The 23,396-nt window shown below is 46.7% G+C and carries 19 protein-coding genes; 14 read left to right on the top strand and 5 right to left on the bottom strand.

Features of this window, described 5'->3' with window-relative positions:
• Positions 1–59: 59 nt before the first annotated feature.
• The 6 genes from pyrD to rmf all read left to right on the top strand — a co-directional run bounded on the left by pyrD (position 60) and on the right by rmf (position 7,560).
• Positions 60–1,067, top strand: a complete 1,008-nt coding sequence (gene pyrD, locus ACLBLI_RS10005; RefSeq protein WP_414827478.1) for a quinone-dependent dihydroorotate dehydrogenase — start codon at positions 60–62, stop codon at positions 1,065–1,067.
• Positions 1,068–1,104: 37 nt separating this feature from the next.
• A complete protein-coding gene (gene rlmKL / locus ACLBLI_RS10000; RefSeq protein ID WP_414827477.1) occupies positions 1,105–3,201 on the top strand; it encodes a bifunctional 23S rRNA (guanine(2069)-N(7))-methyltransferase RlmK/23S rRNA (guanine(2445)-N(2))-methyltransferase RlmL in 2,097 nt (698 codons plus the stop codon).
• On the top strand, positions 3,198–3,431 hold the full coding sequence (locus tag ACLBLI_RS09995) for a glutaredoxin family protein (protein ID WP_414827476.1): 234 nt from the start codon (positions 3,198–3,200) through the stop codon (positions 3,429–3,431). Before rlmKL ends, ACLBLI_RS09995 begins: the two co-directional genes overlap by 4 nt.
• The gene (locus ACLBLI_RS09990; RefSeq protein ID WP_414827475.1) at positions 3,428–5,368 is read left to right on the top strand and encodes an ABC transporter ATP-binding protein; all 1,941 of its coding nucleotides are present in this window, start codon (positions 3,428–3,430) and stop codon (positions 5,366–5,368) included. Before ACLBLI_RS09995 ends, ACLBLI_RS09990 begins: the two co-directional genes overlap by 4 nt.
• Positions 5,369–5,380: 12 nt before the next feature.
• Positions 5,381–7,078: a DUF3466 family protein gene (locus tag ACLBLI_RS09985; RefSeq protein ID WP_414827474.1), complete on the top strand. Its 1,698-nt coding sequence runs from the start codon at positions 5,381–5,383 to the stop codon at positions 7,076–7,078.
• Positions 7,079–7,383: 305 nt separating this feature from the next.
• Positions 7,384–7,560, top strand: coding sequence for a ribosome modulation factor (gene rmf / locus ACLBLI_RS09980; RefSeq protein ID WP_414827473.1), 177 nt, complete (start codon positions 7,384–7,386; stop codon positions 7,558–7,560).
• 76 nt (positions 7,561–7,636) lie between these two features.
• Here rmf and fabA read toward each other — a convergent pair whose 3' ends face one another.
• Positions 7,637–8,155, bottom strand: a complete 519-nt coding sequence (gene fabA, locus ACLBLI_RS09975; RefSeq protein ID WP_218311122.1) for a bifunctional 3-hydroxydecanoyl-ACP dehydratase/trans-2-decenoyl-ACP isomerase — start codon at positions 8,153–8,155, stop codon at positions 7,637–7,639.
• 125 nt (positions 8,156–8,280) lie between these two features.
• Here fabA and ACLBLI_RS09970 point away from each other — a divergent pair, with 125 nt between their 5' ends.
• Positions 8,281–8,550 carry a hypothetical protein gene (locus tag ACLBLI_RS09970; protein ID WP_414827472.1) on the top strand — a complete coding sequence of 90 codons (270 nt, stop codon included), beginning with the start codon at positions 8,281–8,283 and terminating at the stop codon, positions 8,548–8,550.
• 117 nt (positions 8,551–8,667) lie between these two features.
• Here the strand turns inward: ACLBLI_RS09970 and ACLBLI_RS09965 are convergent, their stop codons facing one another.
• Together ACLBLI_RS09965 and ACLBLI_RS09960 are read right to left on the bottom strand one after the other, a co-directional pair.
• Positions 8,668–10,176: an FAD-binding domain-containing protein gene (locus ACLBLI_RS09965; protein ID WP_414827471.1), complete on the bottom strand. Its 1,509-nt coding sequence runs from the start codon at positions 10,174–10,176 to the stop codon at positions 8,668–8,670.
• Positions 10,164–11,432, bottom strand: a complete 1,269-nt coding sequence (locus ACLBLI_RS09960) for a DASH family cryptochrome (protein ID WP_414827470.1) — start codon at positions 11,430–11,432, stop codon at positions 10,164–10,166. Before ACLBLI_RS09960 ends, ACLBLI_RS09965 begins: the two co-directional genes overlap by 13 nt.
• An 88-nt stretch (positions 11,433–11,520) precedes the next feature.
• On the opposite strand from ACLBLI_RS09960, the gene ACLBLI_RS09955 reads away from it, so the two are divergent.
• The 5 genes from ACLBLI_RS09955 to ACLBLI_RS09935 all read left to right on the top strand — a co-directional run bounded on the left by ACLBLI_RS09955 (position 11,521) and on the right by ACLBLI_RS09935 (position 16,559).
• Positions 11,521–12,948, top strand: a complete 1,428-nt coding sequence (locus ACLBLI_RS09955) for a cryptochrome/photolyase family protein (RefSeq protein WP_414827469.1) — start codon at positions 11,521–11,523, stop codon at positions 12,946–12,948.
• Positions 12,949–14,493: a cryptochrome/photolyase family protein gene (locus tag ACLBLI_RS09950; RefSeq protein ID WP_414827468.1), complete on the top strand. Its 1,545-nt coding sequence runs from the start codon at positions 12,949–12,951 to the stop codon at positions 14,491–14,493.
• Positions 14,480–14,641 carry a DUF2256 domain-containing protein gene (locus ACLBLI_RS09945; RefSeq protein WP_414827467.1) on the top strand — a complete coding sequence of 54 codons (162 nt, stop codon included), beginning with the start codon at positions 14,480–14,482 and terminating at the stop codon, positions 14,639–14,641. Before ACLBLI_RS09950 ends, ACLBLI_RS09945 begins: the two co-directional genes overlap by 14 nt.
• A 91-nt stretch (positions 14,642–14,732) precedes the next feature.
• Entirely contained in the window at positions 14,733–15,464 is a 732-nt protein-coding gene (locus ACLBLI_RS09940; protein ID WP_414827466.1) for a substrate-binding periplasmic protein, read from the top strand.
• Between the two features lie 42 nt (positions 15,465–15,506).
• The gene (locus ACLBLI_RS09935) at positions 15,507–16,559 is read left to right on the top strand and encodes a putative zinc-binding metallopeptidase (RefSeq protein WP_414827465.1); all 1,053 of its coding nucleotides are present in this window, start codon (positions 15,507–15,509) and stop codon (positions 16,557–16,559) included.
• Between the two features lie 75 nt (positions 16,560–16,634).
• On the opposite strand, the gene ACLBLI_RS09930 is transcribed toward ACLBLI_RS09935, so the two are convergent.
• Positions 16,635–17,372 (bottom strand): peptidase, encoded by a 738-nt coding sequence (locus ACLBLI_RS09930; protein ID WP_414827464.1) that lies wholly within the window; start codon positions 17,370–17,372, stop codon positions 16,635–16,637.
• Positions 17,373–17,626: 254 nt separating this feature from the next.
• Here ACLBLI_RS09930 and ACLBLI_RS09925 point away from each other — a divergent pair, with 254 nt between their 5' ends.
• Both ACLBLI_RS09925 and ACLBLI_RS09920 read left to right on the top strand, forming a co-directional pair.
• On the top strand, positions 17,627–19,078 hold the full coding sequence (locus ACLBLI_RS09925) for a circularly permuted type 2 ATP-grasp protein (protein ID WP_414827463.1): 1,452 nt from the start codon (positions 17,627–17,629) through the stop codon (positions 19,076–19,078).
• 4 nt (positions 19,079–19,082) lie between these two features.
• Positions 19,083–20,003 carry an alpha-E domain-containing protein gene (locus ACLBLI_RS09920; RefSeq protein ID WP_414827462.1) on the top strand — a complete coding sequence of 307 codons (921 nt, stop codon included), beginning with the start codon at positions 19,083–19,085 and terminating at the stop codon, positions 20,001–20,003.
• A gap of 351 nt (positions 20,004–20,354) precedes the next feature.
• Here ACLBLI_RS09920 and ACLBLI_RS09915 read toward each other — a convergent pair whose 3' ends face one another.
• Complete coding sequence (locus ACLBLI_RS09915; protein ID WP_049586311.1) at positions 20,355–23,330, bottom strand: Tn3 family transposase; 2,976 nt, start codon at positions 23,328–23,330, stop codon at positions 20,355–20,357.
• Positions 23,331–23,396: the final 66 nt, after the last annotated feature.

The following is a 23,396-nucleotide window of genomic DNA, read 5'->3' as shown; positions in this document are numbered from 1 at the left end:
AACAGATTAAAGAGCCCTGTTTAACAGGGCTTTTTTATAGCTACCCAACCGTGTGATGTATGCAATCAATAGCACAGAAAATTCTACTCGCGTGTGAGCCTGAAAAAAGCCACGATTTTACGATTAACTGGCTGCACAAAACGCAGCACACACCACTAAAGTGGCTATATTCCACGCCAACCATTAAAAAGCCGGTGACGGTTTCTGGGATCACCTTCGATAATCCGGTTGGCCTGGCTGCGGGTCTGGATAAAAACGGCGAGTGCATAGATGCCTTCGCTGCGATGGGATTTGGTTTTGTTGAAGTCGGCACGGTCACACCGCGCCCGCAACCAGGAAATCCAAAGCCAAGATTGTTTCGGATCAGCGAAAAAGAAGCCATCATCAACCGAATGGGATTCAACAACAAAGGCGTTGACTATCTGGTAGAGCAGGTGAAGCGCAGCCATTTTAAAGGTGCCATTGGCATCAACATCGGCAAAAACAAAGACACGGAAGAGAGCAAAGCACTGGATGATTATCTGATCTGCCTGAACAAGGTCTATCCATACGCCAGTTATGTCACCGTGAATATTTCTTCACCAAACACTCCCGGGCTTCGTAACCTTCAGTATGGTGACGCACTTGATTCGTTGTTACATGGCTTGAAAGCTGCGCAGGAATCGCTTTGTCAGACACATGGCAAATATGTTCCGTTATTTATAAAAATTGCGCCAGACCTAAGTGACGCAGAAATTGAGAGTATCGCAGCGTCATTACTGAAAAATAAGATGGACGGTGTCATTGCTACCAATACCACGCTTAGCCGCGACGCGGTTAAAGGGCTGCCTCATGCCGATGAAGCAGGCGGTTTAAGTGGCTCAGTGATGACGCAGATGAGTCTGGATGTCACCCGTAAGCTATCCAAAGCGCTGGATCGCGAAATTCCCATTATCGGTGTCGGAGGGATTGATAGTCCACAGGCTGCTCAAGACAGACTGCAAGCAGGGGCATCACTGGTACAGGTCTATTCTGCCTTCATCTATCAGGGCCCGGCTCTGATACGCAGTATTGTGAAGTCAATCTGATGCGTGAAGCTCTGCAAACTCGTAACACAGGAAACCTATGAACAGTATACTTGTCACTTCCAGCCGCGGACTCGATGAACTTGTTAAACAGGAAATCGAAATGCTTTGTCCGGGGGCAGAGGTGAAGCTATCACCCGGCGCCATTCAGTTTGAAGGCACCCTAGAGCAAGCCTATACACTTTGCTTGTGGTCGCGTTTGGCGAACCGGGTAATTTGGGTGTTGAACAGTGGTAAGGCTGACTCGGAAGAAGCACTTTACAAAACAGCCAGCGATATTGACTGGCAAATGCACATGAATGCGAGAGATACCTTATCGGTTAATTTTACCGGCACCAATCGGGCAATCAGAAATACCCAGTTCGGGGCGGTAAAGATTAAAGATGCGATAGTCGACCACTTTCTAGAGGTCGGTTCGCAGCGCCCTAACGTTGAACGCAAGCAGCCTGATTTCCCTGTTTATGCTAAGTGTCATCGGGACAATGTCATCATAGGACTGGACTTATCCGGCACCAGCTTGCATCAGCGCGCCTATCGCCAGGATACCGGTGAAGCACCGCTTAAAGAGCATATTGCTTGCGCCATGCTGATACGCAGTGGCTGGACTCAGGAAACCGACAAACCTTTGGTGGATGTCATGTGTGGCTCCGGGACGATCGCCATTGAAGCGGCTTATATTGCCAAAAACATTGCGCCTGGTATCAAGCGAGACTACTGGGGCTTCAACCGGTGGCTGGGTCACAATGCCGGGTTATGGGAGCAACTGGTTGAGAAAGCGTTACAGGGACAGACTGAGGCAAGCTGCAGTATCAACGCCAGTGACGTCAGTCGCACGCTTGTTGCGGTCGCGAGGAAAAACGCAGATGTAGCAGGGGTATTTAGCGACATTCAGTTTCACGTGCAGGATGCGACGAAAGCCTCGCCACCGGATAAGACACCTGGCTATGTGGTAAGTAATCCGCCATATGGCGAGCGTCTTGGTGAACTTACTGATCTCATTCCGTTGTTTTCTCAGTGGGGCAAGCGTTTTAAAGACGCATGGAAAGACTGGCATGTCTCTTTGCTTAGCAGTAATCGCGATTTACTTCGGGTTATGAAGCTGCGTGCCGCGAAAGAGTACGCCATGAATAACGGTAAGCTCGAATGCCGGCTCGTAAACTATGTGCTGGACAGCGCCAATTGCGAACAATTTAGTGGGGATGCACAAGCTCATGAGTTTGCTAACCGACTGCGTAAAAACCTGAAAAAACGTAAGAGCTGGTTAAAATCTCAGGATACAAATTGTTACCGTCTTTACGACGCGGATTTGCCAGACTATAACGTCGCAATAGACTGCTATGACGACTGGTTGGTGGTGCAGGAATATGCTCCGCCTAAGACCGTTTCAGAAGACAAGGCGCGCCGGCGGTTGCAGGAGGTATTGCTACATCTTCCGGCCGTCACGGGAGTATCCCCTAAAAAAATTGCGCTGAAAGTTCGCAGTCAGCAAAAAGGGCAGAAACAATACGAGAAGATGGGGCAGAAAGGCAACACCATCGAAGTCTGGGAAAACGGCGCTCGCTTTATTGTTAATCCGACAGACTATCTGGATACCGGGTTGTTTTTAGATCACAGAGATACCCGGCAGATAATAAAAGCACAGGCAAAAGGGAAAGACGTACTGAACCTGTTTTCGTATACCGGCAGTGTTTCGGTTTTTGCCGCAATGGGACAGGCGCGTTCTGTTACTACTGTAGACATGTCGAAAACCTATCTTGACTGGGCAAAACAGAATTTCGCTCTGAACAAGCTACAGGGGGCACATGCCTTCGTACAGGCTGACTGTACCACCTGGCTTGATCAACATGATGGCAAGTACGGACTGATATTTATCGACCCGCCTTCATTTTCCAATTCGAAGCGAATGCAGTCGACCTGGGACGTGCAGCGAGATCATGTTGCCATGCTCAGCAGTGCTGTGAAATGTCTGACGGCAGGAGGCACCATTATATTTTCCAATAACCGCAAGGGATTTAAGTTAGATAACGCGGCCGTGGAAGCACTGGGCCTGCAGATTGAAGAGATAACGGATAAGACAATACCGGAAGATTTCAAGAAGGCTTCACCTATTCATAAATGCTGGATTTTGCAATCATGAGAATACTGTTCTATACCGGCCCCCATTGCGAGCTTTGTGACCTTGCAAAGCAGGAGCTGGAAGCAACCTCATGTTATGAGTCACTTGAGATTGAGATGCGAAACGTCAGAGACAATACGGATTGGTACCATTATTATGGCGTCCGTATTCCGGTGTTAAAACGCGTTGATAACGATAAAGAAATAGGCTGGCCTTTTAACAGCCAAATGCTGGAGGCATTTTTACAGTGAGCATTCTGCAGTTAAAGAATATAACTGTTATTTACGGCAATCCTCCCTTGCTGGATGGTGTCGAACTGGTGGTTCAGCCCGGCGAACGCGTATGTCTGGTTGGCCGCAACGGAAGTGGAAAATCTACCCTGATGAAGGTCATCGCGGGTGATATTATTGCCGACGACGGCCAGCGAATCATCGAGGGCAATACGATCATTGCGCGCCTGGAACAGGATCCACCGCAAACCACAGATATCAGCTTATTTGATTACGTCGCAGAAGGTCTTGCTGATGTCGGCCAGACGTTGAAAGACTACTTTAAGCAAACCCGTCTGGTGACAGAGGATCCGTCGGAAGCGAATTTAAACCGGCTACAGAAGCTACAGGAAGCGCTTGAGAGCCGCGACGCCTGGCAGTTCGAACAACAAATCGAGCAAACCCTGACCATGCTTAAGCTGGATGCAGATACATCATTGTCTACGCTTTCCGGCGGATGGCGACGTAAAGCGGCGCTGGCCAGAGCGTTGGTGCGTCAACCCGATTTATTGTTACTGGATGAACCAACGAACCACCTCGATATTGAGATGATACGCTGGCTTGAACAAAGCTTGCTTAACTTCAAAGGCGCTATCGTGTTTGTCAGCCACGACCGGGCGTTTATTCGCAATATGGCTACCCGGATTGTAGATTTAGATCGCGGCTCACTGACCAGCTACCCAGGTAACTACCAGATGTACCTTGACAAAAAACAGCAGGATCTGGAAGTGGAAGCATCGCAGAATGCTGAGTTTGACCGCAAACTAGCTCAGGAAGAAGTGTGGATCCGACAGGGGATTAAAGCCCGCAGAACGCGCAATGAAGGCAGGGTGCGGGCACTTAAAAAGCTGCGTGAAGCCCGCAAGGCGCGACGTGATTTAATGGGCTCAGCGGTGGTATCTCAACATCAGGCGTCCCGCTCTGGTAAACGTGTTTTCGAAGTTAATGATTTAAGCTATTCCATTGAAGGTAAACAAATCGTCAGTCACCTTAACCTTAACGTGCTTCGAGGTGATAAACTGGCATTGATTGGTCCCAATGGAGTAGGGAAAAGTACCCTCATCAAGTTGTTACTGGGTCAGCTTCGGCCTGACAGTGGTGAGTCTAAACCAGGGACTAACCTGGAAGTCGCTTATTTTGATCAGCACCGGCAGGGGCTGGACCCGGAAAAAACGGTCATTGATGCGGTAGCGGACGGAAAACGCGATCTGACCGTGAACGGTCATCCACGCCACGTAATGAGTTACCTGCAGGACTATTTGTTCAGTCCTGAACGGGTGAATTCTCCGGTGAAGTCCCTGTCCGGCGGTGAAAAAAACCGGCTGATGCTCGCCAAGCTGATGCTCAAACCCAGCAATGTACTGGTTCTCGATGAGCCGACGAATGATTTGGATGTCGAGACGCTGGAAATGTTGGAAACGCTGTTAAATGACTACGCAGGTACTGTGCTTCTGGTCAGTCACGACAGGGAGTTTGTTGATAACGTTGCTAACAGTTGTCTGGTATTTGAAGGAAACGGTGTTCTGCGAGAATTTGTTGGCGGATTTACTGATATCGAACAGTGGTACCAGGCCCGGGAGAAGGAACGCGATGCGCAGAAAAAAGAAGCACAGTCAGCGTTAAAGAATGAAACTAATGGCACTAATGACAGTCCTAGTGCTAAGTCTTCTCCCCGCAAGACGAAAAAGTTATCATACAAAGACCAACGGGAACTGGATACACTGCCTGCCGATATTGAAACGCTTGAGGAGCGCTTAAGCGAGTTGCAGGAGAAAGTGAATGACCCGGACTTTTTTAAGCAGGACGCCACTGCTACCGCACCGTTGCTGGAGCAGTTGGCCGATACCGAAAATGAACTATCCCGGAAATATGCGCGCTGGGATGAATTAGAAAGCATGCTGGAAGATAATCAGCAGTAAATAGGATTTTAAATGAAACGAACTCAGCTTGCCGCTGCCGTATTGCTGGCATCAGGTAGCTTTTCAGCAGCTGCCGCAACGTATTCAATAACGCCGCTACCTGTTAATGACAAGGCTCAATATACTTTTGGTGCGTCAATCGATAACAGTGGTTTTATCCTGGCGACTACGCAATCAGAGTATAACCCTCCTGTAAGTGTCGAGCTTCTTGAAGCTGCCAACTTCTTTGACCGTACTGACTACAGGCTCGAGAATCCAGAAGATGCAATGGAAGGGGTTTTTACAGACGCAGATTACGAAACTATTGTGAATTTTCTGCTGAATAACCGGGGAAGTGGCAGAACGCAGCAACTTGCGAGTTACAGAAGTTACATCATGGACTCTGTGGACGTGTCTTTAGTGCCGGGATTCGATGAAGTTACTGACATGTTTGATGGGTACACGCACTCAGTCGTGTCTATGGCCAGGGACAGTCTTGCTGGTGATTACATCGTGGGCACTTCTGAAGGTATTTTCAAAACTCTGGAGTATACCAATGACGATGATAACGTCATTGTGTACACCTATAGTGATATGGGGCAGCAAGCCTTTGCGCAGGTAAATGGCGAGACGATCAGGCTTGCACCGATTAATACATTACTGGGTGGCAGCAGCCATGCTTATGCCATCAACCAAAACCTACAGGTTGTCGGATATGGCTCAGCCGACTTTTCAGAAGACTTACAGCCGCTGATTGACGACTGTTATGATGACGAAGAGCGTGGTGATCAACCCGTAGAGTTTTGCTTAAGAAGGGTGAAAGCGACCCAAGACTTTCTATTCCCGGTTCGGTATGCCCACATATGGCAGTTAGATGCCTCGGGCGAAGTGATTTCTACTGACACATACCCGCTAATTTTTGAACCTGAGGAAGATGACGACAGCGGCTACTATACTCGTGCCTTTGATATCAACTCTCAGGGGATCGCAGTTGGTGATGCTGCTACCGGTGAGCGGGTTAGAGTCCAACGTCCAGGTTCTGTGGGAAGCTCCAACGAAGATGAATCTGTAGCGGTCACCTTCTTTGAAGGCGAAACTACTGAGTTTCTTCCCCGCGAAGAAAACCTTCGTAGTAATGCGGTTGCGATTAATGATAATGGTTGGATCACCGGCGGTGTGCTGCGTGCTCCTACGTCTGTAGCGCGTCAACGTCTGTTTTTGTATAACATTGATACAGGCGAAGCGCGTTACCCTCAGGGCTTCTTCAATAACGCAGCGGTGTATCCAACAGACATTAATAACAATAATATCGTTGTTGGCAGGTCTGAGTTTGAATCCTCCACGAGTGGCGTCCGCGAAACGCGTGCATTTATGTATGACCTGAGCACAGAGGAATTCGTAAATCTCAATACCCTGATAGGCTGCGACAGCCCTTACACCATCATGGATGCTGTCTCGATTAACGACAGTAACGAAATTGTTGTCAATGCACGCGTTAGCCAAAACGCCACCTACGTTACTGGAAATGAGATTTTAAACAACGACGGAGAAACCGTTGAAGTGGATAATATTGTCTCTCTGAAAATGACTCCAATTGCCAATGGTGAAATTGAGGACTGCGCGGTAGAAAGCCAGGAAGAAGAGAAGTACGAACGCCAGGGAGCAACTACAAGTGCGCTATGGCTTGGCTTACTGGCGCTTGTTATTGGTTTCAGACGTCGTCTGCGATAGTTCCACCTTATATTAAAACGAAAATGATATTTCGTAGGCCGCTGATAGTAAGCGGCCTTTTTTATGTGTTTTTATTTTAACCAGCGTCATAATTATGAAAAAAAAATGTAACAGAAAAAGCGTTTCTCTCTCATGACGTTAGGGGTTGTCAAGTAAGAAGTTTTTTAATTGCTCTTGAACCAAATCTGTCTCTGCACTATCTAAGTAATGTGCACGGTAAATTTTCACGGCTCTTCCACTCTATAATTTGTTGCCAGCGCCTGTGTTTTTATCGGTGTACGTTAACCAAGAAAAGAGGCTAATCAATGAAAAGACAAAAAAGAGATAAATTGACCCGCGCCCATGCAAAAGGGTATCAGGCAGGAATCACTGGTCGCTCCAAAGAGCTTTGTCCCTTTCAGCAATATGATGCGAGATCGCAATGGTTAGGAGGATGGCGCGAGGCGGTTGAAGACAGGCAACTGGGGTTCAACGTCAGGTAAAGGTCATCTCTTTCGAGTTAACTTTCATTAAAGCCCCTTTACGGGGCTTTTTTCTTTTTCGTACAAATTAGCTAATTCAGAATTTGGACGTGTCTTGGAATAATCCCACTTTGAGGTCTTTTGCTGTGTAAATAACACGGCCATCCACTTCTACAGTGCCGTCAGCCAGTCCCATAAACAGTTTTCTTTTCACTACACGCTTCATGGTGATGCGGTAGGTGACTTTTTTCGCTGTCGGAAGGATCTGACCGGTAAACTTCACCTCACCAACGCCCAGCGCCCGGCCTTTACCTGGGCCACCACTCCATCCCAGAAAGAAGCCAACAAGTTGCCACATGGCATCCAACCCAAGACAGCCTGGCATAACCGGGTCGCCAGGGAAGTGGCAATCGAAAAACCAAAGGTCGGGAGTAATATCCAGTTCCGCCACGATTTCGCCTTTACCGTGTTCACCACCATCCTCGGTAATACTCGCTACACGGTCCATCATTAACATATTGGGCGCTGGTAGCTGACTATTTCCCGGTCCGAACATTTCACCGCGACTACAGGCTAATAAATCTTCACGATCAAAACTGTTTTGTTTATCTGACATTCGCTTCTCAATTGATTAGAAAAAACATACGCGGGTAATTTAGCGAACACTTGTACGCTAAACAACTCCGAACAGTAATTTTTATGATAAAACTGCCGTGTTACACTGCGATTTCAATTTAGGAAATGCACACAATGGCAGAAAACAAGAAAACGAATTCATCTGCAAACGCAGAAAAACAACGTCGCTTCCGGGAGCGTCAAAAAGCAGCTGGAAAGAAGCTGGTTCGCGGTTATGTTACGTCAGACGCGATGAAGTGCTATGACGAGATCCGCGACAAAACAGGCTGGAGTGACTCAGACGTTCTGTCAAACTCATTGAGGTTGATGTATGCCGCCTATAAATGTGGACAGATTAAACTGCTTAATGAGTGGTTAAAAGATCACGGGAGATAAACTGCGAACAGTCAATTAAGGCTACTCACTGAGGAAGAAAATGTAGGCAGTTCATCCATTGTGCGGTGAGTATCTTGCGCCTGACGATATATAACCAAAGCGTAAAACCAGTTCTTCCTATTGTTGTCCCGCAGCGTGTCGACGACTTGGACTATCAGGAAGCGTATGTCGCCTCAGGATGCGTTTGGCCTCTTTTTTCACATCGTCGCGTTCACGATATGACCATAGCCGGTCCCTGGCATCTCTGTAGGCCTGCTGCACATCGACAATAGGCTGCGCATACCTGTCGGGAATTGTTGTCGCCAACATGGCTTTTTCCAGCGGTGGCATTTGCCATGGGGCGGCAATATAGTGTGCTGGTACCTGAGATAATTCAGGAACCCATTTGCGGATAAATTCGCCGTTGGGATCTAATTTCTCAGCCTGACTTACCGGGTTGTAAAGACGGATAGTATTGGTACCGGTTATGCCTGCCTGCATCTGAATTTGCGGATAGTGAATACCAGGTTCGAAATCCAGAAATACCGATGCCAGATATTCTGCTGCATGCGCCCAATGGACATTCAGGTGATGACACAGAAAGCTGGTTACCATAGCCCGCATTCTGAAATTAATATATCCGGTGGCAGAAAGCGCGCGCATGCACGCGTCGACTAGCGGCACACCGGTTTCTCCTTTCGCCCACAACGTAAACCGACGGTGTGCCTCGGGACCATCCAGATAAGGGAAGTCTTGATAGGCGCGATTCAGCGCAACATGTTGCATCAAATGCTCGCTCTCAAATTTCTGAACAAAATGATCATGCCAGGCCAGTCGTGATGTAAAGGCCTGTACCGGACGTTTCCAGCTTGCGTCTTTCAGATTTTGGTTGTTTCTGATGTAGGTCAGCACCTGTCTTATTGAGAGGTTTCCCCACGCCAGATATGGACTTAGTCTGCTACAACTGATGCGCGATTGAATAGGGGACGAAATATGACGATGGTAGTGCTTACCGCGTTCTGCAAAGAAATGCTTCATCGCGTGCCATGCGCGGCGTTCCCCGCCTTTTTGCATATCAGGATGGCCAGCGGGAAAAACATACCTCCCGGCTTGCAGGTGAGTTATCTGCGAATCGTTTACCCAATACACTTCCGACAGTCTGGGATCGCGGGTTGGTTGGGCATTGACTGAACTCCAGTGACGTTGCCAGTTATTTCTGTGGGGCAGGGCACGTACTACAGCCCCATAGGGAAACTCGTTCCAGGTTATGTCGTTTTCCCGGCACCACTTAGCCATCGCCTTATCGCGGTCAAAAGTCCACGCCAGACCGACCTCTTGGTGGCTTACTATATGCTGTATTTCTACTTGCGATCGCAAATAATCAAATGCGTCTGTTGCGCTGGCATGTAACACCAGTACCGAGGTGGAGAATGACGATAACTGCGCGTTAAGGCATGCAATACTCTCCCCGATAAACGCCATGTGTCTGTCGCTGTAATGAGGATCGCGCTCGTATTCAGGCTCGACGATAAACAGCAGCAATACCGGGAGTCCTGTCAGCGACGCCTGTTCTAGCGGCGCATGGTCTCGCAGCCTGAAATCACGTTTAAGCCAGACGACGGTAACTGGTTCGGTTATTTCAGCCATGTTGCTCTGAAGCTGCCGTCCTTGTCGTAGTAATCGGCTTGCTTCTGGAGGTCGAATCGCCGGTGGCCACGGGGATCGCTGCCTACTCCAGCCAGATAGAGCCAGTTTCCCCAGTTGCTGGCTACGTCATAATCTATCAGCTGCTTTTCAAAGTAAGCCGCACCGCAACGCCAGTCGTGTTTTAACTCATGCACCAGACAGCTGGCAACAAGCTGACGCCCACGGTTAGACATATAACCGGTCTGGTTAAGCTGTCGCATACAGGCATCAACAATATCATAGCCTGTATTGCCGTCGCACCAGCGCTTAAGTGTTTGTTGATCAAAACAGGTGTCAGGCGTGCTGCTCTGAAAACCTGAATAAGCAAACCAGTCAGAACCATGTTTTATTTGCAGCCAGTGGAAAAATTCGCGCCACAGCAACTCGAAAAAAATCCAATAGGTAGACTCATTTTGTTCTACGTTCTGTTCATAGCGTCGCAGGCGCTGATAAACCGTTCTGGGTGACAGCGAACCGTTTGCCAGCCAGGGCGAGAACTTGGTGGAAGGGAGCCAGCCATCCATGTCGTTGCGAGTATTTTTGTAATCAGAAGCTGCCCGTGTCTCACCAAAGTAGTACTTGAGGTGATTAAGTCCCGCACGTTCACCGCCTATGAAATTGCCGTTATTTCCCTGCGTGGTTAAGGACAGTGACTGACACCGGGCATCTAGAACGGGGGGCAATGCGGTAACGGTATCAGCGGGAGGCGACACGTCTGCGTGCTTTTCGACTTTCTTTCTGAAAGCCGTAAATACGTTCGGCATGTCGTTAATCTCAAAAGGCAGATCCTCTTCGTTAAACAGCGTGACTGACTGTTCAGATACGATTTTCAGGTTAGTTATCGACGCACTGATTTGCGCTACAGCCTTACGCTCATAAAAGCCGCCATGAGTGGTGACACCGAGCACATTAATTTTCAATTGCTCGCACAACCACGCCATTTGCCTGGCTTCACTATTCTCACCACGGGTAACAATCAGTAAATCAGAACCTATAGCTTGCAGCGCATCGCGAAGCGCCAACAATGACTGATCACGAAACAGCTTCTGACACCGGCCATCACCAACCTCGTCAGGAACGTGAGAAGAGGAAAAGGTTTCTGGATAAAGGTAGACGCAGGTCATAGCGTCAACCTGCTCTGACAATGCTGACAACGCCGGGTTGTCGTGCAGGCGCAGGTCAAGGCGAAACCAGAATAGTCCGCGGGTTTTATTCATAATTAAGGGCTTATTATTGAGTTTTTACAGATCTCCTGTGCAGAAGTTACGTAATAGAAGGGCAAGAAGACTAATAATAAGGACAAAAATGTCAGTACCAGTAAGCCTCATGTGGTTCCGGCAGGATTTACGGGTGAAAGACAACCCTGCTCTTAACGCTGCGTGTGATCACGGCAAAATTATTCCCATATACATCTATGACACTAGTGTTCCTAATGGCAGGGAGCCTGGAGGTGCCTCTGCGTGGTGGTTACACCATTCCCTTGCACAATTGAACCAGCGACTTAACGGGCACTTACAGATTTTCAAGGGCGATCCAGAAGACATCATTCCTAAGCTCATGAATGAATTTGGCACAACAAGCATATTCTGGAACCGGTGCTACGCTCCCTGGCAAATCAAACGCGACAAAAGCCTGAAATCATCGCTTAAAGACGCCGGGTATCAGGTAACCAGTTGTAACGGTAGCTTGCTGTGGGAGCCGATGGAAATAAGCAAGCAGGACGGCGGGGCTTACAAAGTGTTTACGCCTTATTATCGCAAAGGATGTCTGAATGCTTCGCCTCCACGCTATCCGAAAGCGCCGCCCGCACGCATTACCTACGATGATGCGCCTGCGAAAGGCATTCCACTGAAGAAATTACAACTTCTCCCGGACATCAACTGGGACGAGGGGATTGCAAAAGAGTGGAAGCCTGGCGAAGAAGGCGCGGCTGACCGATTGGCTACGTTTATCGAAGAGTCGGCCAAACGTTATAAAGAAGATCGCGACCATCCTGCAATTCACGGCACATCCCGCCTGTCTCCACATTTACACTTTGGAGAAATTTCTCCAAATCAGGTCTGGTATGCCATCAAGGACAAGTTTGGTGACACGGACGATAAAAACATTGATACCTTCCTGAGCGAACTGGGCTGGCGGGAATTCAGTTACTACCTGCTTTATCATTTTCCTACCTTACCGAACCGAAACTTTAACGATAAATTCGACAAGTTCCCATGGCGTAAAAGCGCCGCGAATTTACGCGACTGGCAAAACGGTCAGACCGGGATCCCCATTGTTGACGCTGGAATGCGCGAGCTGTGGCAAACCGGCTATATGCATAACCGTGTCCGGATGATTGTGGGTTCGTTCTTAGTAAAAAACCTGTTGATAGACTGGCACGAAGGGGAACGCTGGTTTTGGGACTGCCTGGTTGATGCCGACATCGCCAGCAATACCGCAAGCTGGCAGTGGGTTGCAGGTTCTGGCGCAGACGCTGCACCCTATTTCCGAATTTTCAACCCGGTGTTACAGGGAGAAAAATTCGACAAACAGGGCGAATACGTCAGAACTTACTGTCCCGAGCTTTCTGGCCTGCCGAATAAATATATCCACAAACCCTGGGATGCCCCGGAGAAAGTGATGGAAGAAGCGGGTATTAAGCTGGGTAAGGACTATCCGGCACCGTTAGTAGACTTGAAGGCCAGTCGACAGCGCGCACTGGACGCATTCTCTGAAATCAAAGGAGGCTGAATGAGCGCGAGCTTGCGGTTAATACTTGGCGATCAGCTTACCCTGTCGTTACCCATTGTTGAGGATGCCACGAAAAGCCGTGACATCTTTTTACTCGCCGAAGTGCGGGAAGAGGCAACCTATGTAAAGCACCATAAACTAAAGATAGCGTTTCTGTTTAGTGCTATGCGTCACTTTGCAGAAGAACTAAAAGATAATGGGTATCAAGTAGAGTACTGCCGGTATGACGATGATGACAATCAGGGCTCGTTGCTCAAACAGCTAAAACATACACTGGAAAAACACCCATCGCTGGACTCTGTCATTGTTACCGAGCCGGGCGAATATCGTTTACAGCAAAGCATGCAGCAGTGGTCAAATCAATTGGGCGTACCGGTAAATGTGCTTGATGATCCCCGCTTTTTGTCCAGTCCCGAAGATTTCGCGCAATGGGCAGAGGGACGAAAGCAGCTGCGTATGGAGTTCTTTTATCGCGAAATGCGCAAGCGCTACAGAATTCTGATGGATGATGATTCGCCGGTTGGCGGTAAATGGAATTATGATTCTCAAAACCGCGAACCCATGCCTGCTGATCACCAAGTACCTGAGCCAACAGTTTTTGAGCCAGACGACATTACCAACGATGTCATAGCGCTGGTGAAGCAGGAATTTGACGATCACTTTGGTGATATTGACAATTTTTATTTTGCGGTAACGCGTGAGCAGGCGCTGCATGTTCTTAATACGTTTATTGAGGAGCGCTTACCCACGTTCGGTAAATATCAGGATGCGATGGTGGAGGGTAAACCCTGGCTATACCATTCCCATCTGTCTTTTTATATAAATTGCGGTTTACTCACTCCGAAAGAAGTGATTCAACGGGCCGAGACGGCATATTATGAAGAAAAAGCACCGTTAAATTCAGCTGAAGGGTTTATCCGCCAGATCCTGGGGTGGCGCGAATTCGTGCGGGGCTTTTACTGGCATTTCATGCCAGATCTCGCAAAAGACAACTATTTTTCTAATAACCGCTCCTTGCCGTCATTTTTCTGGGACGGCTACACCAACATGAATTGTATGCGGCAATGTATAACGGAAACAAAAAATAATGCTTATGCCCATCATATACAGCGCCTGATGGTTATTGGAAACTTTTGTCTGTTAACCGGGCTTAATCCTCAGGAAGTGCAGGAATGGTATCTGCTGGTGTATGCAGATGCCTATGAATGGGTCGAACTACCCAATGTTGCCGGTATGATTTTGTACGCGGACGGTGGCAATCTTGCCAGCAAGCCTTACATCGCTAGTGGTAGTTACATCAACAAAATGTCCAACTACTGCAAAAACTGCGGTTATAAAGTAAGTAAAAAGTCCGGTGACGATGCCTGTCCGTTCAATTATCTCTACTGGCGTTTTATCGACGAGCATGAAGATAAACTGCGTGACAACCATCGGATGGCAATGATTTATCGTACCTACGAGAAAATGAGTCAGGACAAACTGGATGCTGCAAGGCAGTCTGCCGCTATCTTTCTCCAGAAACTGAGTAAAGATGAAGAAGTCTGACTTACCTCAGAAGGTTTGCCCGGTGTGCCAGCGCCCCTTTAGCTGGCGTAAAAAATGGGAGAAGAACTGGGAGCAGGTCAAATACTGTTCCCGACGCTGCGCCGGTAACAGAGAGAAAGTTGAAAGCCTCGACAAAGGGAGCAACTGATTTATTTATCACCCACCCGATGGGATATGACGCCAGAATTGTGATAGCGTAAGTGACATTGAGTGTCACTGGCGTAAAACGGAAGATATCGATGAATTTTCGGCGTATAGTACCGGTTATCATTGCATTGATACTAAGTGGCGCGGCTTATAGCGAATCGTTGAAAAGTGCAGTTTCACCTGACTTTCCTAAAGGGTTGCATTTTCAATATTTAAAATACATTGAAAAAAAGCTGGCAACGCCTGTCGAGATTTCAGAGATGCCGTTTGCCCGCCGCCTTTATTCGCTTGAGTCAGGTGATATCGATTTAATGGTCGGTCTTCAGGCTGGTAGGGAAGGGAAATTCACCTATATTTTTCCAGCTTATGAATCATTAACGCATACTCTGTATGTGCGACGTGAAAATGTGAGTAATATTGATTCGAAAGAAGCCCTTTACCATGCCGTCATTGCATTTACCCGACAAGGGCGATATTCAGACACACTGCTTTCGATGCCACAGGCCTTTCAAATCAATGTCGAGTCTCTGGAACAGAAAATCGCGATGCTGATGCATCAACGGATAGATGGCTTTGTACATTTTAGTGATAGTGCCAACTCCCGCATTCAGTCGCAAGGGTTGCGAAATGACATCGTCGAATCCAGCTATCAACCTGAACAGACACACAACTTTCACCTGGCAATTCGTCGCGGGTTATCCGCGCGGTTGCAGGCGAGATTAACCCGCATTGTAAGCGAGGGTATAGCCGCCGGTAACTTTGCAGATATCCGAGAGGCATACTACAGTGGTAATCAACCTGCCCTGAATGTGTCATCTAAGTAAATTATGATGCTTACAATTGTCATCAAATAACAGTGAGCTAACGTGAGAAACTTTACCTGCCAGTGTGGTAATACAGTGTACTTTGCCAACACGCAATGCCTTTCCTGCAATCGGCCACTGGGTTTCATCAGTGAGATGGGGGTAATGGCGTCGTTTGATGTTACAGACAATGGAGACTGGATAACGCCATTGTCAGATAAACGTTATCGACCTTGCGTAAACTATGTATCTAATCATATTTGCAACTGGATGGTTGAGAACACATCAGATAAAAGTTTATGTCATTCATGTGAATTGACCAAGATCATTCCAGATCAGTCTAAAGAGCTGAACGCGAAACGATGGTACCGAATGGAGCATGCAAAAAGACGCCTGCTTTTTACATTGATATCGCTGGGACTTCCTATCTGGAGTCAGCGGCCCGGTAAACCGCAACTTCAGTTCCAGTTTTTAGAAGATGTTGAGGAAGATGAGTACGGGCAGGAACTTACCGTAAAATCTACGGTTATTACCGGTCATAACAACGGTATGATCACTCTGAATCTGAAAGAAGCCGAAGACAGCTCCCGTATTATGATGCGGGAGAGAATGAACGAACGATACCGGACTTTAGTCGGCCACTTTCGACATGAATCCGGTCACTTTTACTGGGACTGGTTTGTCCGAGACAGTGAAAAGCTGCATGAGTTTCGCGATATTTTTGGAGATGAACGTCAGGATTATACCCAGTCTTTGCAGACCTACTATAAAAACGGGCCTGCTGCAGATTGGCAGGAGCGTTTTATCAGCGCTTATGCCAGTGCACATCCTTGGGAAGACTGGGCCGAGTCCTGGGCCCATTACCTGCATATTGTCGATACATTGGAAACCGCCGTTGAGTATGATGTGGCGGTAGGGAAGCAACAGGTGGATGCGCCTGTGAACCCGAATAAGGAAGTCGATTTCGATCGTGTTGTCGAAGACTGGGGCAGACTGACCACGGTACTTAATGCCTTGAACAGAAGCATGGGACTTGATGATGCTTACCCGTTTCTTATTCCCGAGGCAGCATCAGAAAAGCTCAGGTATATACATAATCTCATACAGGGTGAGTAACGCTACCCTTAGCAATAGCGTGTCAAGAAAAATCAAGGGCAAACACATCTTGCCCCTGATGTACTCACATTTGCGTCAGCTTTTTTCCCATTCAAACCGGGGGAGTCGGTTAAAAGTACGTTTCAAACCTTGTGTCCATTGCTTTTGCATCGACTTGTACATTGGACTGTTCATTGTCAGAGTCTGATGGAAGGGGGCCTCCATGGTACCCGCAGTCATAATAGACAGCTCAATTGGTGGTCCCACGGAGATATTACTGCGGATAGTAGAGTCCAGCGACACCATTGCACATCGGGCAGCGTCTTCAAGACTGGTGCTAGGCGTAATTATTCGATCGAGGATTGGTTTACCGTATTTGTTCTCGCCAATCTGAAGGTAGGGGGTATCGGTTGACGTAGAAACAAAGTTACCCTGCGGATAAATCATAAATATTTCGTGTGATTTACCGTTAATCTGTCCACCCAGTATGAAGCTGGATTCGGCGCTGTTGCCACTTTTCTCCATCGCCTTTTCATGACGTCGTTGTTCTTTCTGGCTAAGCTCACCAATGTATTGGGCAACCTGATGCAGGTACTTCCCGCTACGCAGTGTAAATTCTGCCTCAGGATCTTCTAGATCACGCTTAATCGCATTCACTACTGCCTGAGACGTAGCCAGGCTGCCTGAAGTAAGTAGCACAATTACGCGTTCTCCAGGCCAGACAAAACGCGTCATTTTACTGTACGTGGCGATGTAATCTACGCCCGCATTTGTCCGTGAGTCTGATGCGAACACCACACCTTTATTGACTTTAATGGCAAGACAATAGGTCACGTTAATCCTCTGAAAAATAACGAATCATAGTCACATAGCATGGCGTGTGTTGATACTTTTCGCAATCAAAAATTATGGGATTTAATGTTAGCTGTTGAGAGAGCCCTTATCCTTGAGCGCGTTGATTCGGTTTCTATTTTCAATCACACCTTCCACTGCTTAATAAAGGTTAACTCACAGTACCTTATTGATTTTTCGAACCAAACAAGATTAGATAAGTATAAATTCTGAACAACTCGGAAAAGGGAACGAATATGGCGATCAGGTGGGGAAACTATAAGACCGGGCCGTTCTTTGATGAGCTCATTGAAGGGCGAAATAAGCCGCGGCCGGCTGCAAAAGAGCTATGTCAGTATCTTCGGTCCTTGTCAGATGCAGAGTTGCTGGATTATAAAACTGCAGCATCTTCAGCGATTCACGTAATGGGGATAACCTTTACTGTCTACTCAGAGGAAGAGGGCTCGATTGACCGGGCCTGGCCTTTTGACATTATTCCGAGAATTATCGATAAAAGTGAATGGAAGGAAGTGGAAAAGGGCCTGAAACAACGTGTTAAAGCGCTCAACATGTTTATCGACGATATTTACAACGATCAGAATGTGATTAAAGACAATATCGTTCCCGAATCTATTTTAACCCAATCGAAAAACTTCCTGCCCGAATGTATGGGGATATCTCCGCCTCTTGGGGTATGGGCGCATATTTGTGGTTCTGATTTAGTTCGCGACCAGCATGGCACCATTTTCGTCCTGGAAGATAACTTACGTGTTCCTTCCGGTGTTTCTTACATGCTCGAAAATCGCCATGTTATGAAACGCGTTTTCCCCGAGCTCTTTGAAAAGTATAACATTCTTCCAGTCGATGATTACCCGTCGCAATTATATAACATGCTGTGTGAACTCTCACCGCGGGATGTTGAGCAGCCAGAAATTGTCGTATTGACTCCGGGGATCTTCAACTCAGCGTATTTCGAACACGCTTATCTGGCGCAGCAAATGGGTGCTGAGCTGGTAGTCGGCAGTGATCTGGTAGTTGACGATGACGATATCGTTTACATGCGGACGGTGGAAGGACTGTCGCGGGTTGATGTTATTTATCGGCGAATTGACGATGCTTTTCTGGATCCGGAAGCTTTTCGTGAAGACTCAATGCTAGGCGTGAAAGGGCTTATGCGCGCATGGAAAGCTGGGAATGTTGGCCTTGCCAACGCACCTGGTGCGGGCGTAGCAGACGACAAGGTTGTTTATGCATTTGTTCCCGAGATTATTCGCTACTACCTGAACGAGGAACCGCTGCTTGAAAATGTTCCGACGTATAAGTGTATTAATAAAGAGGAGCGTGATTATGTTATTGAGCACATTGACGAGATGGTTGTGAAGCCGGCCAATGAGTCTGGTGGTTATGGCATGTTAATTGGACCGCATGCGACAAAAGCCGAACGGGAAAAATTTGTCCGGCTTATTCGTCGTGACCCGCGAAATTATGTGGCACAGCCCATGTTATTGTTATCGACGGCACCCACACTCATTGATACAAAAGCAGAAGGCCGCCATTTAGACTTGCGACCCTTTATCTTGTCGGGCAGCAGTGTTTCTGTCACAACCGGGGGGTTAACCCGCGTGGCCATGCGCAAAGGATCTACCGTCGTTAATTCTTCACAGGGTGGCGGAAGTAAAGACACCTGGATTGTGGATATGGAGGCCTAATCAGATGCTATCACGTGTTGCTAATCATATTTACTGGATGGCCAGATACCTTGAGCGGGCAGAAAATACCGCAAGATTAATTCAGGTGAATACACACTTATTATTGGATCTGCCAAAGAACGTGACACTTGGCTGGGAACCTATCATCGATATGTTATCGTTTCGCGATACATTTTATGAACGCTACAGTGAGCCTGACGAAAAAAGCGTAATCCGTTTTATGGTAACGGATGCCACAAACCCTGGCTCAATTATTAATTCGCTGGCAAGCGCCAGAGAAAATGCGCGAATTGTTCGGGAAATAATTCCTTCCGAAGCCTGGGAGTTAATTAATCAGCTACACCTTCAGGCGAAAGAAGATGGTCAGAGTGTATTAACCCGTCGACATCGCTTTAATTGCCTGAATCGGGTTATAACCGGAAACCAGACCATTACCGGTCTGGTAGGCGGCACTATGAACCGCGATAAGGCGTATGCTTTTTTGCGACTAGGCAGGCATCTTGAGCGTGCAGACATGACTACGCGCATTATTGATGTTCGCTCAGCCTCGTTGCTACCACAACTCGCTGAAGATCACACCGCCTTTGAGAATATTCAGTGGATGGGCGTGCTTAAGTCACTAACAGCGTATCAGATGTACAGGCAGGAAATGCGTTTGCGTATCCAGCGCGCTGATATTCTGGAGTTCTTATTGCAGCGAGATACGTTTCCTCGTTCGCTTAGTCACTCGCTGGGTCAAATTATCAAGTGTGTTTCTGAATTGCCCAAGCCAGAGCTCGTGCAGGAGTCGGTGGATAAGGTGAGGGCAGAACTTCAGTCACTGGATACACAAACCTTAAAACAGGCAAGACTGCATGAGGTGATGGATGATATTCAGGTGCACTTACTTGATGTTCATAACACGATAGACCGGACCTACTTTTAAAAGCGCGCTGTACGTTAGATATCACTGTAATGCTGTTGTCGAAGATATGTTGGCAGATCTCTGGGTATCTGCCAACGCGCCGTTTTTATGCCGGATTAAATTTGCAATAAAATGGCATCTGTCTGGTTATACATAACGCTCGGAGGTTTTCCAGGTTATGTATAAGAGGTACGGCCACGATTCGTAACAAATCGACCAATAAAATAATTAACCACTTGAATTAAAAGAAAAATTCAAGTCAAACTGTTGATTTTGCTTTGCGAAGTTATCAGATAAGTCTATTTGAAGTTTTCCATTTAATATATTTACCGACGCTGTATACAACAAAATGTAAAATCTCGTCCAACCGTATTACTGCGGGCTTTGGCTTTTTATGATGTCAAGTTTGTAGTTTAGGGGCTTTCGCTTTTTACTTAAATCGAGATGGTAATCGCCGAAGCGATTAATATGCTCAGTTCGATATGGCGAAAGAAACTTCAACACCTCTTCTGAAATTGGCATTTGACGTTGTTTCAATTGCGACAGAACTTCTGTCATGGATTGAACGTTATGCAAAATAACCAGATTAGCCACAAGCTGATTATACTTAATGACCTTCCGCTGTTCATGTCGCACATTTTCCGCAATAATACCGTCACCCCCAAAGAACAACCACTTGGTGAAGTTATTGAACTCTTCACTTTTATTGGTAGCAGAATGAATGGTGCGCCTGAGCTCGACATCGCTAATGTACTTCAGTAAGAATATAGTTCGTATCGCTCTACCCAACTCACGAAAGGCAAAATACAGTCGGTTTTTACGGCTGTAAGTTCCCAAACGTTTTAAAATTGTAGACGGTGATATTTTTCCTGCCTGAATAGACAGTGCCACACGTAACATATCGGGCAGGTGTCGTTCAATCAATGACCAATTGATATTACCTCGGAACAAACGGTTTATATGCTTGTACTTGGTTCGACCGTCAGCTTTGTAAAATACCAGCTTCTTGATGTTTCGTATTCGGGGCATCAAGTCAATACCTAGCAAATGAGCCAGGCCAAAAACGGTTGTGCTTTGAGCTTGAGTGTCTCCATGGATCACATCCGGCTGTATGTCCGATTCATTCTTAATGAGGCCATCAAGGATGTAGATAGCTTCATAAACGCCACACGGAATGAAGTGGCTGAATAAAGCTATGTAAGTGTCCGAGACGTGATAATAACCTATACCGCCATACCCCCCATAACGGATATGATACTCTGATAATAGGTTCTGTTCGTACACGTTCCACTTGGTACCATCAGCTGATGCTGATTTACCTGATCCCCAGAAGGATGGCAGCTCAAACTTGTTATAAGCATTCACGGTTTTTACAATAGCTTTTTCAAGTTTCTCTTCAGTGACATACTTTAAATTCAGCCAAGCAACTTGCTTACGGCTTAAGGTCTTGATTGAGCGAGCTGTTTGAGTTGGCCCAAGATTGCAGCCATAACAAAAAAGGGTCGATATAAAGCGTTTACGAGGATTATCAAGTTTGCTTTCAAATCCAGATACAGGCTTAAACAATTTGTGGGCGTCCAGCCATTGCTCGGATTCTACCAGAATATCGACAATGCTCTTTTCCTCAAGAGAGTCCCGTAAGGCTTCATCAAGCTTCTTGAGTTGTTGGGGCTCAGGGATATTCTGATGTCTTCTAATCACAAGCTGATCATTATTGAAATCAAGAAACTCATTGGATTGAAATTGCTCGTCCACCTGAGTTGATAATTCGCTGAGAGTTTTCTTTAATTCAGTTGCAAAGGTTTTGCTATCCTTTGAAAAACCTAGCATGTCAGTATATTCAGATAAACCTTGCTCGTATTCATCCCAACTGATTAGTTCTTTGCGATAATCTGAATGTTCCAGGCTGTAACGAATGAATAAATCACCTGAGCTGAGTTCATTCTTGATCCGAGACAGAACACACAACTCAAAGTATTTACGGTTGACCGTTTTCGTGTCTGCGTTGAATATCAGCTTCTTCCATTTATCGTTCACCCAGGGCTGCGCGACAAACTCCTCATAGTGACCCAGTTCCTGCTTGTGGGTATTTCGATACTCCAGAATGGTTTCTAGCGCCAGTAGAATCGAGCTATCTTCAGATGATGACCCTAACTCTAAAAGCTCCAAACAGTTCAGAAGCTGGGCACGTTGCGGTTTATACAATTTAAGCATAAAGGGATAATAATTATTTCCAGCATAGGCTAAGTGCTCTTCACACTCAGCTAATAGTATCGCTGGCTCTTCGCTCATGGCGTTTCGAATATCCGACAGTGATGGCGGTACGCCAGCTTCATTATCACCATAAGTTTTTAAGACATTACGAAACTGGCTGATAAGTTTTTCCGTTCGCTGTGTATGCTCCTGATGGTATTCCATCAGTCGGGTCTCCGCAGATTGGTGCAACTTATTCAATTTTCGTTTAAAGATACCCGCCACGTCGTCTAAGGATTGACTTAATTTTGATTGGATCATCAACACCATCAGTGTGTAACGTTTGGCCTGCTTCATTTCTTTTAAGTGAAAAGCATCCAATGAACGAGCCTCTAAAGTGAAATGATGTTTCTTCGTTAACGGTAGGAACTCCATATTTGGTAAGCGTTCGACTAGGCCTTGTAACCATTGTAAATGTTGAAGGTAGCTTTTGACTTCTTTATTCGTGGGTTTTTTAACTTCTCGTTTAATCGAGTCCCAGCGTGTTTTACTTCCAGAGCTATTAAGCATTCTATCCAACTCAGCTGTCAGCTCATGATTCAGCTTTCTATGCGTTTGCTTGAAATAGGCATCGTTGACTTGCTTTTTAGCTGATTTAGCGTATTTTACCAGAGTTGAGAAGCCGGGTAATTCATAGCGCTGTTTAACCAACCCTTCAATGACTATATTGATAATATCAGCGATTTCATGCTTTTTCTCAGATGCTTCGGATGACAGCTTATGAAGCAATAATGTTGTTTTATCATTGCTTTCAATTAGCTTAATGTCTAGATACCTTCTCACTAAAGCCTTTAACCGGGTTCGACTTCCACCTCTATCGAACCGTGATAAGTACTTTCTCGGAGCGCTCCTCATTTTCATCTGCTCAGAAATATGACTAATAATCTTGTTAGGGATGTCAGGAGACTTGAGAAAATACCCCAAACGCTGAGTTAATTTAATATGGACTAACAGGGCAAGCTGATCCAATTTGCGCCGGCGCTGCTGGCGAACATAGGCAATATCCTCGGGGGTGGGTGTATATACAGACTGTAATTCAGACTGACTCATGTTAGGTTTAATGCGCGGGTAAGCGGTTTCATTGATTGTTGTCATAGAGATATAAATACCAGCGACGGATCTCGAGGCCAGCTAGGAGGTCTGATTATTTGGTTACATTAC

It is taken from the genome of Alteromonas sp. H39, from assembly GCF_047556435.1.
GTDB lineage: Bacteria > Pseudomonadota > Gammaproteobacteria > Enterobacterales > Alteromonadaceae > Alteromonas.
This window is presented reverse-complemented; position numbering and strand designations above follow the sequence as displayed.

What these genes read in the sequence shown, in the direction of transcription:
- pyrD (WP_414827478.1), top strand. Translation starts at nt 60, where the DNA reads ATGCAATCAATAGCACAGAAAATTCTACTCGCGTGTGAGCCTGAAAAA.
- ACLBLI_RS09970 (WP_414827472.1), top strand. Translation starts at nt 8,281, where the DNA reads ATGCACACAATGGCAGAAAACAAGAAAACGAATTCATCTGCAAACGCA.
- rlmKL (WP_414827477.1), top strand. Translation starts at nt 1,105, where the DNA reads ATGAACAGTATACTTGTCACTTCCAGCCGCGGACTCGATGAACTTGTT.
- rmf (WP_414827473.1), top strand. Translation starts at nt 7,384, where the DNA reads ATGAAAAGACAAAAAAGAGATAAATTGACCCGCGCCCATGCAAAAGGG.
- fabA (WP_218311122.1), bottom strand. Translation starts at nt 8,155, where the DNA reads ATGTCAGATAAACAAAACAGTTTTGATCGTGAAGATTTATTAGCCTGT.
- ACLBLI_RS09995 (WP_414827476.1), top strand. Translation starts at nt 3,198, where the DNA reads ATGAGAATACTGTTCTATACCGGCCCCCATTGCGAGCTTTGTGACCTT.
- ACLBLI_RS09965 (WP_414827471.1), bottom strand. Translation starts at nt 10,176, where the DNA reads ATGGCTGAAATAACCGAACCAGTTACCGTCGTCTGGCTTAAACGTGAT.
- ACLBLI_RS09960 (WP_414827470.1), bottom strand. Translation starts at nt 11,432, where the DNA reads ATGAATAAAACCCGCGGACTATTCTGGTTTCGCCTTGACCTGCGCCTG.
- ACLBLI_RS09945 (WP_414827467.1), top strand. Translation starts at nt 14,480, where the DNA reads ATGAAGAAGTCTGACTTACCTCAGAAGGTTTGCCCGGTGTGCCAGCGC.
- ACLBLI_RS09940 (WP_414827466.1), top strand. Translation starts at nt 14,733, where the DNA reads ATGAATTTTCGGCGTATAGTACCGGTTATCATTGCATTGATACTAAGT.
- ACLBLI_RS09920 (WP_414827462.1), top strand. Translation starts at nt 19,083, where the DNA reads ATGCTATCACGTGTTGCTAATCATATTTACTGGATGGCCAGATACCTT.
- ACLBLI_RS09925 (WP_414827463.1), top strand. Translation starts at nt 17,627, where the DNA reads ATGGCGATCAGGTGGGGAAACTATAAGACCGGGCCGTTCTTTGATGAG.
- ACLBLI_RS09950 (WP_414827468.1), top strand. Translation starts at nt 12,949, where the DNA reads ATGAGCGCGAGCTTGCGGTTAATACTTGGCGATCAGCTTACCCTGTCG.
- ACLBLI_RS09915 (WP_049586311.1), bottom strand. Translation starts at nt 23,330, where the DNA reads ATGACAACAATCAATGAAACCGCTTACCCGCGCATTAAACCTAACATG.
- ACLBLI_RS09985 (WP_414827474.1), top strand. Translation starts at nt 5,381, where the DNA reads ATGAAACGAACTCAGCTTGCCGCTGCCGTATTGCTGGCATCAGGTAGC.
- ACLBLI_RS09955 (WP_414827469.1), top strand. Translation starts at nt 11,521, where the DNA reads ATGTCAGTACCAGTAAGCCTCATGTGGTTCCGGCAGGATTTACGGGTG.